At 51.3% G+C, this 14,497-nt stretch carries 14 protein-coding genes; 2 read left to right on the top strand and 12 right to left on the bottom strand.

Features of this window, described 5'->3' with window-relative positions; translation table 11 throughout:
* Window positions 1-5 precede the first annotated feature (5 nt).
* The 3 genes from prmA to GNP95_RS08765 form a co-directional block, all read right to left on the bottom strand.
* Entirely contained in the window at window positions 6-974 is a 969-nt protein-coding gene (gene prmA, locus GNP95_RS08755; protein ID WP_155610451.1) for a 50S ribosomal protein L11 methyltransferase, read from the bottom strand.
* A gap of 265 nt (window positions 975-1,239) precedes the next feature.
* On the bottom strand, window positions 1,240-1,410 hold the full coding sequence (locus GNP95_RS08760) for a YfhD family protein (protein WP_155610452.1): 171 nt from the start codon (window positions 1,408-1,410) through the stop codon (window positions 1,240-1,242).
* Window positions 1,411-1,442: 32 nt separating this feature from the next.
* Window positions 1,443-1,811 (bottom strand): hypothetical protein, encoded by a 369-nt coding sequence (locus tag GNP95_RS08765; protein ID WP_330163319.1) that lies wholly within the window; start codon window positions 1,809-1,811, stop codon window positions 1,443-1,445.
* A 192-nt stretch (window positions 1,812-2,003) separates the two neighbouring features.
* Here GNP95_RS08765 and GNP95_RS08770 point away from each other — a divergent pair, with 192 nt between their 5' ends.
* Together GNP95_RS08770 and GNP95_RS08775 are read left to right on the top strand one after the other, a co-directional pair.
* The gene (locus GNP95_RS08770) at window positions 2,004-2,459 is read left to right on the top strand and encodes a hypothetical protein (RefSeq protein WP_155610454.1); all 456 of its coding nucleotides are present in this window, start codon (window positions 2,004-2,006) and stop codon (window positions 2,457-2,459) included.
* Between the two features lie 3 nt (window positions 2,460-2,462).
* Window positions 2,463-2,741 carry a YxcD family protein gene (locus tag GNP95_RS08775; protein WP_155610455.1) on the top strand — a complete coding sequence of 93 codons (279 nt, stop codon included), beginning with the start codon at window positions 2,463-2,465 and terminating at the stop codon, window positions 2,739-2,741.
* Between the two features lie 130 nt (window positions 2,742-2,871).
* Here the strand turns inward: GNP95_RS08775 and GNP95_RS08780 are convergent, their stop codons facing one another.
* The 9 genes from GNP95_RS08780 to GNP95_RS08825 form a co-directional block, all read right to left on the bottom strand.
* Window positions 2,872-3,987, bottom strand: a complete 1,116-nt coding sequence (locus GNP95_RS08780; RefSeq protein WP_155610456.1) for a slipin family protein — start codon at window positions 3,985-3,987, stop codon at window positions 2,872-2,874.
* 614 nt (window positions 3,988-4,601) lie between these two features.
* Entirely contained in the window at window positions 4,602-5,720 is a 1,119-nt protein-coding gene (gene dnaJ, locus GNP95_RS08790; RefSeq protein WP_155610458.1) for a molecular chaperone DnaJ, read from the bottom strand.
* A 151-nt stretch (window positions 5,721-5,871) separates the two neighbouring features.
* A complete protein-coding gene (dnaK, locus tag GNP95_RS08795; protein WP_155610459.1) occupies window positions 5,872-7,719 on the bottom strand; it encodes a molecular chaperone DnaK in 1,848 nt (615 codons plus the stop codon).
* Between the two features lie 47 nt (window positions 7,720-7,766).
* Complete coding sequence (gene grpE / locus GNP95_RS08800; protein ID WP_155610851.1) at window positions 7,767-8,324, bottom strand: nucleotide exchange factor GrpE; 558 nt, start codon at window positions 8,322-8,324, stop codon at window positions 7,767-7,769.
* 112 nt (window positions 8,325-8,436) lie between these two features.
* Window positions 8,437-9,471, bottom strand: a complete 1,035-nt coding sequence (gene hrcA, locus GNP95_RS08805; protein WP_155610460.1) for a heat-inducible transcriptional repressor HrcA — start codon at window positions 9,469-9,471, stop codon at window positions 8,437-8,439.
* A 106-nt stretch (window positions 9,472-9,577) separates the two neighbouring features.
* Window positions 9,578-10,045 (bottom strand): N-acetyltransferase, encoded by a 468-nt coding sequence (locus GNP95_RS08810; protein ID WP_155610461.1) that lies wholly within the window; start codon window positions 10,043-10,045, stop codon window positions 9,578-9,580.
* A 71-nt stretch (window positions 10,046-10,116) separates the two neighbouring features.
* The gene (hemW, locus tag GNP95_RS08815) at window positions 10,117-11,322 is read right to left on the bottom strand and encodes a radical SAM family heme chaperone HemW (RefSeq protein ID WP_330163352.1); all 1,206 of its coding nucleotides are present in this window, start codon (window positions 11,320-11,322) and stop codon (window positions 10,117-10,119) included.
* A 133-nt stretch (window positions 11,323-11,455) separates the two neighbouring features.
* The gene (lepA, locus tag GNP95_RS08820; RefSeq protein WP_155610462.1) at window positions 11,456-13,273 is read right to left on the bottom strand and encodes a translation elongation factor 4; all 1,818 of its coding nucleotides are present in this window, start codon (window positions 13,271-13,273) and stop codon (window positions 11,456-11,458) included.
* A gap of 181 nt (window positions 13,274-13,454) precedes the next feature.
* Window positions 13,455-14,414, bottom strand: a complete 960-nt coding sequence (locus GNP95_RS08825) for an acetylxylan esterase (RefSeq protein WP_155610463.1) — start codon at window positions 14,412-14,414, stop codon at window positions 13,455-13,457.
* Window positions 14,415-14,497 lie beyond the last annotated feature (83 nt).

The following is a 14,497-nucleotide window of genomic DNA, read 5'->3' on the forward strand; positions in this document are numbered from 1 at the left end:
AACGGCTACCTCTTTCTCGCAACGAAAGCGACCCAATCCTCTTCGCGGGCAGTCTCCTCGATTTCGAAGCCCGCCGCAAGCAGCGCTTCCTTCACGGCTTGTTCTTTATTTTTGTATATTCCCGAAGCAATATAATATCCGCCCGGCTGCAGCGCCTGGTATACGTCATCGATGAATAACAGGATAATTTCCGCTAGTATATTAGCTACAACCACACGAACGGGAAGTTTAACGTCTAGCTCGGCCCCGGCTTCCTGCTTCAAAACGGATAACAGGTCGCTCTCCACGACCGTAATTTGCTCCTCCAGCTTGTTGAGCCTCGTATTCTCGATTGCGCTGGAAACAGCAACCGGATCCAGATCCAATGCTAGAACCCGGGATGCGCCAAGCTTAACCGCCCCGATGGCGAGAATGCCTGAGCCAGTCCCAACGTCAATAACCTCATCCCCTTCTTGAATGACGCCCTCCAGCGTACGGAGACACAACGAAGTCGTCGGATGCGTGCCGGTTCCAAAAGCCATCCCTGGATCAAGCTCGATAATTTTCTCCTGTTGCGATTGGGGGACGTAATCCTCCCAGGTCGGTTTGATCGTCAGCCTCTCGGACACGCGGATCGGCTTAAAATATTGTTTCCAGTTGTTCGCCCAGTCGTCCTCGCTGACATCCTTCACAGCGATTTCTGCCTTGCCCGGATCAATGTCGTAATTCGGCAGCTCCGCAATCCGTTCCTTTACGGAAGCTACCACCGCATCAATGTCCGTTCCTTCCGGGAAATAGCCGCTAATTCTTGCTTCCCCCTGGGGAATATCGTTGGGCGGTATTTCAAACCATTGTCCCAAGGACGTATCTCTAGGCTTATTGTTATCCACGTACTCTTCAATGGTAACGCCGCCAGCCCCCTCCTCATGCAAGAAGTTGGTAATCATCTCTACCGCTTCTTCCGTTGTATGTATAGATATTTCCTTCCAAATCATGTTGATTTATCCTCCTCGGTTCATACGCATACCGTTTATTGTACTATATAATATCCAGGGAAACAAAGGCCGCTAACGGCCTTATCTCGATCGTTCTAAGTCCGGTTGAAGGCTCATGAAAAAAGGGCAAAAGACGCAAATTGTCTTTTACCCTTAAACTTAAAGTTTCCCCGGCTGCTCTGTGCGCCAGGGATTCGTCGTTTTTCCGGAACTCCATGAACAGCGGCTGCCTGCGGCGCCTGCTGTACGGCTTCGCCCTGCTTGATCAGAAGCGCTGCTGCTGCCTGCGGTCAGCGCGTTCGCTGCGCTCCAACGCTTCCCAATCCTCCTGATCGGCCAAGTCTTCGGAGAACTCCACGTCCTCGTTGTGCCCAATGGACATTCTTGATGACTTTGCCGTATTGGAGCGCTTCGCGTCCTGCTTGTGCTCGCTCATCTTCCCGTTTCCCTCCTTCGGATAGTTGCAGGTTACATCATCCCGCCAAGTTCTTCAATGATCCGCAACGCTTGATGATGACTGGACTCGTCCACGACAACCGTCAGCAGGATATCGTGTCCGGTCGGTCCGCCTTGACCGCCATGACTCATCCCGCTTGCTGCAGGATCGGCAGCCGACAAAATGCCGGCCGACCTGTTGGTGATCTCCGCATCCTGAGTAATTGCCGCCAGGCTCGAAATTTTGCCGGTGACCGGATTTAGCGGGTCATAACCCTCGCCCGAATATCTGCTAAAACGGTCGATGGACAAGTCCACGACCCGAAGGGCTTGCAATTTTCTGGCCGCGCCCTCTGCCTCTTCCGGGCTTTTAAAATAAGCGAGTATGTTTTTTTCACCCACCCGTGATCGCCTGCCTTCCTTCGGCATGTATTGAACCTGCTTCTTCCGCAGCTTCTTAGTCTGTAGGATGCAAAAATGAATGGCATTTTATACAAATGATTCGTTCTTTTAAAATTTGAAACTATTATCGGGAGGTTTCGTATATACTCTTATATAAATACCATTTTTACATTAGGAGGGTTTACTTTTAGTATGTTCAAGAAAATGACGGCGCTCGTGATGGTATTCACTTTATTGTTTGCTTTCGCCTCTGCGGATTTCGCGGACGCGCGGCGCGGCGGTGGTTTTAAATCCGGGCCACGCAGTTACACGACAACACCAAAGAAATCAAGCAACGTCAATAAGTCGGATTCCAACACGACCAACAAATCGACTGCAACTCCAGGCGCTACGAATAATAGAACCGGATTTTTCGGCGGTGGCAGCTTCATGAAAGGCATGATGGTCGGCGGTTTGGCCGGACTTCTGTTCGGCGGACTGTTCGGGGGCATGGGCTTTTTCGGCGAGCTGCTGGGGCTCGCAGTCAACTTGATTGCCATTTACCTGATCGTAATGGTGGCGGTTGCCCTGTTCCGCAGGTTTAAGAAGCCTCAGGTGTATCAAGGCCCGCGTCATGACGACCATGACAATCGCGGAGGAAGATTTTAAGTTATGATTCTAAGCATGGATGAAATCATCAACGCCATTTGTATTCATACAGCCGAACGTACCGGCTTGCGGCCAACAGACATCCAAGTGGAGCTGAGCTGGGATGAAGATACAGGTTATACCGGCGAAGTCTGGGCTAACGGGCGCAGCCGTTACCTGATCGAATTGAATATTATAGAAGCGATTATCCAGTATGTGTACAAGGAATATGGTATTCGGGCTTTCAAAGACGATATTACCCTGGAGCTGGATGAAGAAATTACAGCGTCCATAAGGCAGTAAAGGTTGACTGCTGTAATATGCAAAGGCACCCTCTCGTTCTAGACGATAAGGGTGCCTTTTTATTGTCTCTGTTCGAAGAAAAGTGTATTCGTTTAATTTATAGCTAGTTTACCCTAACTCTCTTCAGACCTTAAGACTGATCTGCCCGCTTGCTTCCCAACAAGAAATTAAGCTGCTCCAGCAGGCTGCTGCCCCCGGTTAAGGAGATCGAGCCGATCTTCTCGCAAATCTTCTCCAGGAACTCAAGCTCTTTCAAACGGTACAGCGTCTCGTTCTCATCCATCAGCTTGGCTGTATTGAGCAGGCTGCGTGTCGATGCCGTTTCCTCACGGCGGGTAATGAGGTTGGCTTGCGCTTTCTTTTCGGCTAAGAGAACGGTATTCAAAATATCTCTGATATCCCCCGGCAGGATGATATCCTTCACCCCGGCTGATATGAAACGGACGCCATACTCCTGTTCCTTCTCCTGAAGGCGCGCCAGCACGAAAGCGGCAATTTCCTGCTTCGTTCTAAGCAGATCATCGAGCTTAAAGGCTCCGATATATTCACGCAATATCAATTGCAGCTGGATATAAATCTGCTCCTCGAAGGATTTGATAGCCAGAACTTGCAGCGGATGAATGACCTTGTATTGGCAAACGAAGTTCAGCCTTAGCGTAACCTTATCCTCCGTCATCATTTCCTGCCCCGTCATATCCAACTGCTGTTGCCGTAAATCGACCTTCTGCAGCGACACCGCCGTCGGCCCTCTCCAGAAATAATACTTCCCGGGCGCAAGCTCCCTTTGCATGACATGGTTGTAATATAGTATACCTGCTTCATGCTCTGCTACTTCCAGCATATGGTAATAGCCATGCAGTTTCGGCAAAACAACGGGATCGACCTCGGCCGGCAGCTCCGGATTGCGAATATCGACATGAACGAAGCTATGCTTCTTCAGAACGTTCCAAAAAGCGTATGTTCCCGGCTTAAGAAGCCCGCTGAACCGGCCATCCTCGTAATGCAGCACATATTCGTGATCCATCACCTGGACGACCTCTAGCTCCCGCTTGAGTATGTCGTCATGCATGAACAGCTGCAAATCCTGGCCATCTACTTCAAACGGCATGGCTGTATCGACAACGATGATATTGCTCTCCGTAAACGGGGACAGACGGTACGTACCCGGGTGCAGCATTTTTTCATAGTTCCCCTGCTTGAACAGCAAGCCGCGCTTACCCTTATGTATCGCAATTTTTTTCAGCATCTCATTCTTCCTCCTTCACGGCGGCTCCACCGCCGATTTATGGCCTCTTGCAGAGGCATCCTCCTGCCGCATCAACGGAGCTCTGTTTAAGAAATGCCGGCCGCCTGCGTCCCGCCGAAGCATCCATGAGCTTACCGCAAGACTCGTTTGCCTTCTTCCGGTCTGCCCGTTTCTCCTTCATGGGCAGCAATCAGCTAGCAATTTCGGTATCCACAAAGCTGCAAAGCATCTGCTGCAGTGTGCATAACAAGCCACCGAGAACCCTCCACCAGGCCATCATCTGTACCTTTGTCTCTCGATTAAAAGTCGAGCGCTCTACCACTGAGCTAATCCTTCTCTAAGGATAAGGGATTCGAACCCTTGCATTGGAGATTTCATGCCTCTGACAATACAGCATGCCAAGCATAGATGGTATGCCTGCACTGCGGAATGATCGGACATCCCAGCCTGGGTAAAGCCAGCTGTGCATGAACTCATAGCTATCATCGCTTATTATGGAAAGAACGAACATGGCGAAAGTATTACGAACCGGGAATTTCTTCTCTGAAAAAGAAAAAAACCGACGTCTTGATGACGTCGGTCGGCTACCCCTGTGTTTATTTAGCTTATGATTCTCAATCCCCGCGGAATGCCCGCTTCATCCGGTCGAAGAATGACTGCTCATTCTCGTGTGTATGCTCCCCGTCGAGCGCGGCAAATTGCCGCAGCAGATCTTTCTGCTCGTCGCTTAGCTTGCTTGGCGTTACGACGACCACCTTGATATGCTGGTCGCCTTGGCCGATGCCGCGAAGCCGCGGCACCCCTTTGCCTTTCAGGCGGAAATAAGTGCCGGTCTGTGTACCAGCCGGTACCTTCAGCTTCACCTTCTCCGTCAGCGTAGGGATTTCAATTTCATCCCCCAGGGCGGCTTGTGCAAAAGTTAATGGGATTTCACAGTAAATATCATCGCCTTCGCGATCGAAGAAATCATGCGGCTTCACGCGAATGACGATGTACAAATCCCCGGCCGGACCGCCCCGTAGGCCGCCTTCCCCTTCGCCGGTCATCCGCAATTGAGCGCCGTCGTCTACCCCGGCTGGAATGCGAACATGGATTTTACGCTGTTTTTTCACTTTGCCGCTGCCTTGGCAAGTCGAGCATTTCTCTTTAATAATTTGTCCTCTGCCCGAGCAATTGCTACAAGCACGGCGGTTCACCATACGGCCGAACGGCGTATTCTGAACCACTTCCTCCTGTCCTGTGCCACGACAGACGGAACAGGTCTCTGGCTTCGTGCCCGGCTTGGCTCCTGAGCCAAAACATGTGTCACAATTCTCCGTACGCGGAATCGTAATATCGCTCTCTTTGCCAAAGACAGCTTCCTTGAACTCGATCGTCATCGTATACTGCAAATCGTTGCCGCGCTGCGGCGCATTCGGATCGCGACGGCCGCCGCCGCCGAAGAACATATCAAAAATATCGCCGAAGCCGCCGAAATCCGCCCCGGAAAATCCGCCGCCCATCCCCTGATTCGGATCGATATGGCCATATTGGTCATAGCGGGCGCGTTTTCCCGAGTCGCTCAGAACATCGTATGCTTCCTTGACTTCCTTAAATTTATCCTCCGCATCCGGCGCCTTGTTCACGTCAGGGTGATATTGACGCGCCAGCTTGCGGTAGGCCTTCTTAATCTCATCGTCTGAGGCACTCTTGCCAACGCCTAGCACCTCATAGTAATCGCGTTTTTCAGCCATCCTTCCACCCCCACTATTGCTATAGCTCTGCTCTCTCCCGGATCATCCCTCAATCCGGCAAAAGGAAAGTCAAAGCACGGAATGCCCCGCGCTTTGACCTTCCCGGTTCACCAAAGTTGTATGGTTAACCAATCGCTGCTATCCAGCACGATTAGTCTTGCTTCTTCTCTTCGTCCACAACTTCGTATTCAGCATCTACGACGTTGTCTTTGCCGGCTCCGCCGGCAGCGGCGCCTTCAGCGCCTTCAGCTTGGCCTGCTTGAGCCTGAGCTTGTTCATACAGCTTCACAGACAACTGCTGTACAATCTCCGTCAGCTTCTCGGTAGCAGCCTTAATCTCGTCGATATTGTCACCCTCGAGCGCCTTTTTCAGCTCGTCTTTAGCCGCATTGGCTTTCTCTGTCTCCGCAGCGTCGACTTTGTCGCCAAGGTCCTTGATGGTTTTGTCCACACTGTAAATGAGCTGGTCGCCATTGTTTTTCGCTTCTACAAGCTCTCTGCGTTTCTTGTCTTCTTCTGCATGAAGCTCGGCGTCCTTCATCATTTTCTCTACTTCCTCGTCGCTCAAGCCGCTGGAAGAAGTGATTGTGATTTTTTGGCTTTTGCCGGTTCCTTTGTCCGTTGCCGATACGTTAACGATCCCGTTGGCATCGATATCAAAGGTAACTTCGATTTGCGGCACGCCGCGCGGTGCTGGTGGAATGTCGCCCAGCATAAAGCGACCCAGCGTTTTGTTGCCTGCCGCCATTTCACGTTCCCCTTGCAGAACGTGAATCTCAACGCTAGGCTGATTGTCTGCATAAGTTGAGAAGACTTGCGATTTGCTCGTCGGAATGGTCGTGTTCCGTTCGATCATTTTCGTAAATACGCCGCCTGCGGTTTCGATCCCAAGGGACAGCGGAGTAACGTCTAGTAATACTACGTCTTTAACGTCGCCTGTCAGAACGCCCGCTTGTACCGCAGCGCCAAGGGCAACAACTTCATCCGGATTAACGCCTTTGTGCGGCTCTTTGCCAGTCAGTCTCTTGATCGCTTCTTGAACGGCAGGAATCCGCGTGGAACCGCCGACCAATACAACCTTGTCAATTTCCGCCGGTGTCAGCCCGGAGTCGCTAAGAGCGCGGCGTGTCGGCTCAAGCGTCCGTTCTACGAGATGTGCGGACAACTCTTCGAATTTGGCACGAGTCAGGTTCATCTCCAAATGCTGAGGCACGCCGTCGGCTACCGTGATAAACGGAAGGGAAATCGTCGTCGTCAGGACGCCGGACAATTCCTTCTTCGCCTTCTCGGCAGCATCTTTAAGACGCTGTACAGCCGCTTTGTCCTTGCTAAGATCAATACCTTGGTCTTTCTTGAATTCGGCTACGAGATAGTCGATGATCACTTGGTCAAAGTCATCACCGCCCAAGCTGTTGTCCCCGCTGGTTGCCTTAACTTCGAAGAAGCCGTCCCCAAGCTCCAGAATGGATACGTCAAACGTACCGCCGCCTAGGTCATAGACAAGAATCGTTTGATCTTCTGCTTTCTCCATACCGTACGCCAGTGCTGCTGCCGTAGGCTCGTTCACAATACGCAACACTTCGAGGCCCGCGATTTTACCCGCATCCTTCGTCGCTTGGCGCTGGCTGTCATTGAAATAGGCCGGAACGGTAATAACCGCTTGGGTTACCGGTTGGCCAAGGTAAGCTTCGGCATCGGATTTCAGCTTCTGCAGAATGATCGCCGAAATTTCCTGCGGCGTCATTTCTTTGCCGTCGATATTCTCCTTATGGTTCGTTCCCATATGTCTCTTGATCGAGATAATCGTGCGATCCGGGTTCGTAATAGCCTGGCGTTTTGCCGTCTCGCCGACAACGCGCTCACCGTCTTTCTTGAAGCCTACAACGGATGGCGTCGTGCGCGCGCCTTCCGGGTTAGGGATAACGACCGCCTCGCCGCCTTCCATAACGGCTACGCAAGAGTTTGTAGTTCCTAAGTCAATACCGATTACTTTGCTCATATAAGTAATGTCCTCCTTAATCGATTGTGCTTATGTTTGTCCTTCCTCTAACCGCTGACCTTGACCATCGCCGGACGAAGTACCTTATCCTTCAACATATACCCTTTCTGTACCTCTTCGACAACGATGCCTTCTTCATGCTCATCCGATTCCACCTGCATGATTGCCTGATGGAACTCTGGATTGAACGGCTCGCCAACGGTCTCCATCGCCTTCAAACCTTCATTGCCCAGCACGCCTTCGAGCTGACGGAAAATCATTTCCACGCCCTTGGCATAGGAAGAGACATCTGTACCCTGCTCACCGCTGGCGATTGCCCGCTCGAAATTATCGATGACCGGCAACAGCTCGGTGATCAGCTTCGCGGAAGCATATTTCCCCAGCTCTTCCTTCTCTTTCTGTGTACGCCTGCGGAAGTTATCAAAATCCGCCTGAGCTCTCATCAGCCTCTGCTGCTGCTCTTCCAGTTCAGCGCGAAGCGCCTCTGCCTCTTTATTGCTCTCTTCGGCCGAGCTAGCCTCGGAAGTCTGCTGCTCGTTAGCCGCAGTTTCCTCCGCAGTGCTGTTCTCGTCCGTTGTATGTTCTTGATTTACGTTATCGCTCATTTCCAACTCTTCCTCTACATTCGTATTGATGTTGTCTTGAATCGGTTCCTGCTCCTTCAAGATGTTCACCTCCTTAACATGCCGTGCAACATAAATATCATGCTCATTCTTATTAATGTAAGCGGGACAGGAATTCTGTCAAATCCTTAGATAACATATCCAAAATCCGCATGACCCGGGCATACTCCATTCTGGTTGGACCTAAAATACCGATCGTGCCCACGGCTCCGCCATCGATGGCGTAAGTCGCCGTAATCAGACTGCAGTTGGCAAATGCTTCATGCTTGTTCTCAGTACCGATACGCACCTGAACGCCTGACCCCTTCGAAGCCGCGGTCATCATCTTCAACAACGTCGGCGTCTCCTCCAAGAGGTCAAGAATGCTCTTTACCTTCTCGACATCCCGGAATTCCGGCTGCGTCAGCATGTTGGTAGTTCCGCTGAGGAACAACCGCTGTCCCTCGGTTCCGTCGCTGTCGAGCGCCTCGTCCAGCACCTTGATCAAATCTTCGAAATGGTCGATATGCCGCTGCATTTCTTGACCGATTTCGTTATAAAGGGCCGACTTCAGTTTATAGATCGGCACGCCGGCCAGCCTGTGATTGAGCAGGTTAACGACCTTCTCTATTTCCGATATGGACACCCCTGGCGGGATCGAGACCGTCTTGTTCTCTACCTGCCCGGTATTTGTCACAATAATGGCAACCGCCGTAGTATCATTCAGCGGCAGCAGCTGAAAATGACGAAGTGAAGTGTGGAATACTTCCGGCCCAAGCAGAATAGAGGTATAGTTCGTCATATGCGATAAAATCGTACCTGCATGCTGGATGACCTGCTCGGTCGCGTTCAGCTTCTCGGCAAAAAACGACTTCATCGTTCCCAACTCATCCGAAGTTAACAGATTGAGCGGCATCATATGATCAACATAATATCGGTATCCTTTGTTAGATGGTATACGGCCTGCTGAAGTATGAGGCTGCTCGAGGAATCCGAGCTCCTCCAAATCTGCCATTTCATTACGAATCGTTGCCGGGCTGTAGCCCACATCGCCTCGCTTGGAAATGCTTCGGGATCCCACCGGCTCCGCCGAACGAATATAATCATCTACAATGGCTGTCAGTATCATTCTTTGGCGTTCCGTTAACATGAAAATCCCTCCTAATTAAGACTATTGACCGCGTTCGTTAGCACTCACTCATACCGAGTGCTAATCGCTAATACAAAAATACCAAACCGACAAGACGATTGTCAAGTCAGTTCAGTATCTTAAGTACTGCTATTTCATCACAGGCGTGCTGCTTCGGGCAGTGAATGCAGTCCGTCCAGACTTTCTCCGGAAAAATATCCTTCTCTACGACCGTAAACCCGTTTTTCAAGAAAAAAGAAACTTCATAAGTCAGAGCCATAACCTTCGGTATGCCGAGGCCCTTTGCTTCCTCTAACAGCTGCTCCACAAGCAGAGAGCCGAGACCGCGCCCCTTATATCCTTCTGCTATACCCAGCGACCGGATTTCCACAAGCTCTTCGCCTAAACGGCAGAGGGATCCGCAGCCAACGACTATACCGTCAATTTCAGTTACGACGAAGTCATTAATCTGCCTGCTCAGCACCTCTCTCGACCGCGGCAGCATGATGCCCCGCTGGGCATACCCATCAATCATTTGAAATAGAGGCTCTACGTCTTCCAATTTTGCTCTTCTGCATACAGCTACAGCAGGCATGCTGATCCCTCCTCGAATCCGGCACAATAATATGAATAAATATACAACAAAGCGTATATAAGTTCAATATATTATTTTCCGTCCAAGGCACCTACAAATTCGGCAAATACTTCATTGCCAAACAAGATCCCCTTCCGGCTCAGCCGATAGCCTCCTGCTGTTGCGGTTCTCTCCAGCAATCCGGCATCCAGCAATTTGCTGAACTGCCCCCCGAACACTTCATCAAGCGAAAGCCCGAACTGGCTCCGGAACCGTTCATCCGAAATGCCCTCCAGTACGCGCAGACCGACCATGACGAAATCCTCCATCGCTTCCTCGCGGGATATCTCGAACCGCTCGAGAATCGGCCTTCCCTGCTGAGTTGCTTCATTATATGGGTTAACGCCCTTAATGTTGACATGGCGCCAGCGATTTACGTATCCGTGGGCGCCCGCCCCAAGGCCGTAGTAATCTTCGTTTCGCCAGTAAGTCATATTATGCCGGCTCTCGAAGCCGGGTTTGGCAAAGTTGCTGATCTCATATTGCTTGTATCCGGCTTGCTCCATGCGTTCCATCAGCAGCAGATACATGTTCAATTCGTCCTCTTCCGCCGGCAGGGGAAGCTGGTTCTTCTGATACATCGTATGGAAAAGCGTATTCTCCTCGACTTTGAGGCTGTATATGGAATAATGCGGGAGACCGAGCTCCAATGCTCGGGATACACTGTAATCCAGCATTTCGATCGTCTGGTTCGGCAGACCGAACATCAGATCGATCGATAGATTGTCCAGCCCGGCCGCTCTCGCGTTCTCCAAGCTGCGAAATACGTCGTCGGTGTTATGGATTCGCCCGATTCCGCTGAGCAGCTCGTTCTGGAACGCCTGCACGCCGAAGCTGACACGATTGACGCCCCCCGCTTTCATGACGGCCAGCTTCTCCCGGTCCGTCGTACCGGGATTGGCCTCCATGGAAAATTCGATATCCGCTGCCCAATTTGGAAAGTGGCGTCGTACGGAGGACAGGAAAAATTCCATTTCATCCGGCTTGAGCACGGTCGGCGTACCGCCGCCAACGAATATGCTCTTAATCTCTCCGGGCGGCGTCTCCTGCACCGTTAGCTCCATCTCCAGATCTAGCGCCCGCAAATAATCCATCACCGGCTGATCCTTGAGGACGTAAGAGTTGAAGTCGCAATAGAAGCATTTATTCGTACAAAACGGAATGTGAATATATACGGCTTGGGGAGCCGTTTTCGTGCATGGCGAGGAACCCTGCGGCTCCCTGCCTTCTAATTTTATTTGATGGCTCACGCTGGTGCCCCTCCTTCATATGTTTTACTGCTAAATTTGATGACTTTCCAATGATAGTACGGAAAAAGGAAAGCCCTCCGGCTTTCCTTATTTATCCCTATGCATGCGGCAAATGGTTCGGTTAATTGTCGTCGATTTTCAGCACCGCCATAAACGCCTCCTGCGGCACCTCCACGTTGCCTACCTGCTTCATGCGCTTCTTGCCTTCTTTTTGCTTCTCGAGCAATTTGCGTTTACGGGAGATGTCCCCGCCGTAACATTTTGCAAGTACGTTTTTGCGCATTGCTTTGACCGTCTCTCTAGCTACGATCTTCGTACCAACGGAAGCCTGAATCGGCACCTCGAACATCTGGCGTGGAATCAGCTCGCGCAGCTTCTCGCAAATGGCGCGTCCACGGTGGTAAGCCCGGTCTCTGTGAACGATGAAGGACAACGCATCGACCTGCTCCCCGTTGAGAAGGATGTCCATTTTGACCAGGTTCGATTGACGGTAGCCGGAAAGCTCGTAGTCAAAGGAAGCATATCCCTTCGTGCTGGATTTCAGCTGGTCGAAGAAATCGTACACGATTTCGGACAATGGGACCTGGTACGTAATCGTTACCCGCGTCGTATCCAGGTACTCCATATTGATAAATTCCCCGCGTTTGCTCTGGCAGAGCTCCATGACTGTGCCCACGAAATCATTCGGTACGATGATGGAAGCCTTGACGTAAGGCTCCTCTACGTGATCAATCTTGCCGACCTCCGGGTAGTTGGAAGGGTTATCGATCGACACCGTCTCTCCGTTCGTCAGGGCCACTTTGTATATAACGCTTGGCGCGGTCGTAATGAGGGGAATATTGAACTCCCGCTCGATGCGTTCCTGAATGACGTCCATGTGCAGCAGGCCGAGGAAACCGCAGCGGAATCCGAAACCAAGCGCACTGGAGGTCTCCGGCTCGAAGCTGAGTGAAGCATCGTTCAGTTGCAGCTTCTCCAGCGCCTCGCGCAAGTCGTTGTAATCGGACGTGTCGATCGGATACAGGCCGCAGAATACCATCGGATTGATCTTGCGGTAACCCGGGAGCGGCTCTGCCGTCGGATTCTTCGCATCCGTGATCGTATCCCCGACTTGGGTGTCGCCCACCGTCTTGATGCCAGCGACGATAAATCCTACATCACCGACATTAAGCTCGTCTACCATCGTCATCCGCGGCATGAAGGCGCCGACCTCAATAACCTCAAACGTCTTGCCGGTCGCCATCATTTTGATCTTCGAGCCCGCTTTGATATGCCCGTTAATAACGCGGACATACACGATAACCCCTTTGTACGGGTCGTAATGCGAGTCGAAAATCAGCGCCTTCAGCGGCTCGTCGGGATCTCCCGTCGGAGCGGGCACCTTCTGGACGACCTGCTCGATAATTTCCCTAATGCCGATCCCCGCTTTGGCCGAAGCGTGTACCGCCTCGCTGGCGTCCAGGCCGATGACATCTTCGATTTCCTGCTTCACGCGATCTGGATCTGCACTCGGCAGATCGATCTTGTTAATGACCGGCAAAATCTCAAGATTGTTATCCAATGCCAAGTAGACATTAGCCAGCGTTTGAGCTTCGATCCCTTGTGCGGCATCGACGACCAGAAGCGCTCCTTCACAAGCTGCCAGGCTTCTGGATACCTCATAAGTGAAGTCGACGTGTCCTGGCGTATCGATCAAATTAAGCACATATTCTTCACCGTCATCCGCACGGTATGAGAGACGGACTGCCTGTAGCTTAATCGTAATTCCGCGTTCTCTCTCCAGATCCATCGTATCAAGCACCTGCTGCTGCATTTCCCGCGAGGTTAACGCCCCGGTGTATTCCAAAATGCGGTCAGCCAACGTTGATTTGCCATGGTCGATATGTGCAATAATACAGAAATTCCGAATTTTTTGCTGCCTTGCTCTAATATCTGTCATTGTTACCCCCACCACAAATCCTTAGAAGTATAATCAATTTATTATATCAGGTATGGAAAGCATCAGCAATGTTGGCCTTGGCGTCAGAAAAATAAAATCCCGATTGGGAGGTTGTTCTCCAACCTCCCAATCGGGATAATTGCTTCTATATTATATAGAAGCAACTGCTTAACTTTAACGTTTACAGCTTCAGGAACGCCTGCAAAGTATGGTCACTCAAGTATGGCAAATACTCATGCCCGTATTCATGGTAGACCAGCAGCTCTTTTTCCGCGCAAATCTTGTTATACACCGCAAATTGCGTGGACGGCGGGCAGATCGTATCGGCAAGTCCGGTAACGAACAGCACCTTGGCCTTAATCCGGCTGGCCAGATGTTGAATGTCAATATAACCTAGCTTCGTGAAAAACTCTTCCTCACGCAAATGGTGAGGATCGAAGAACCGAAAATAATAATGAATTTCTTCATAAGCCGAAGTTGTAACATTCAGTTCAAAGGCTCTGCGGTAATCGCACAAGAACGGATATACGGGCACAGCCAGCTTAACCCTTGGCTCCAGTGCAGCGCAAGCTGTTGCTAGGGCACCTCCCTGCGAGAGGCCGTGCACACCAATCCGCTCTGGGTCTACATGTTCCATGCTCATCAGAATCCTCACCGTCTGCACCGTATCGAGAAAGACGTTCCGGAAATACAGCTTATCCGTATTCAGGTCATCGATTCCCCGGATAATATGGCCGCGAATCGTCGTCCCCTGTACCGTCAAGTTATCCTCGGACAAGCCGCCTTGGCCGCGGCAGTCCAGCGCCAGCACCGTAATGCCGTGAGCCGCATAATTCACCTTATCTGCCCAGTCCCCGCTATCACAGGAATAGCCATGGAACATCGCCATAGCTGGGCCTTGACCCTCCGGTTTCTTCGGTTTTACGTATTTTGCATGGATTCGCGCTCCGCCTGTCCCGGTAAAATATAAGTGATAGCAATCCGCTAACGGGCTGCTGAATTCAGCCGGAACCAGTTCATAGTCCAGTGATTGCCCTTCCAGCTCCTGTAGCGCCCTCGCCCAATATGCATCAAAATCAACCGGCCGCGGGCTGCTTCCTTCATATTGCTTCAACTCCGCTAACGCCATGTCACTGCCCATCCGTTACGCCTCCTCAAATAAGAGGACGAAAACCGCTTCTTAATAACGAAGGATTCCGTCCTCTGCCTAATATGGTGATCGCA

The sequence above is a fragment of the Paenibacillus woosongensis genome (assembly GCF_009725165.1).
Taxonomy (GTDB): Bacteria; Bacillota; Bacilli; order Paenibacillales; family Paenibacillaceae; genus Fontibacillus; species Fontibacillus woosongensis.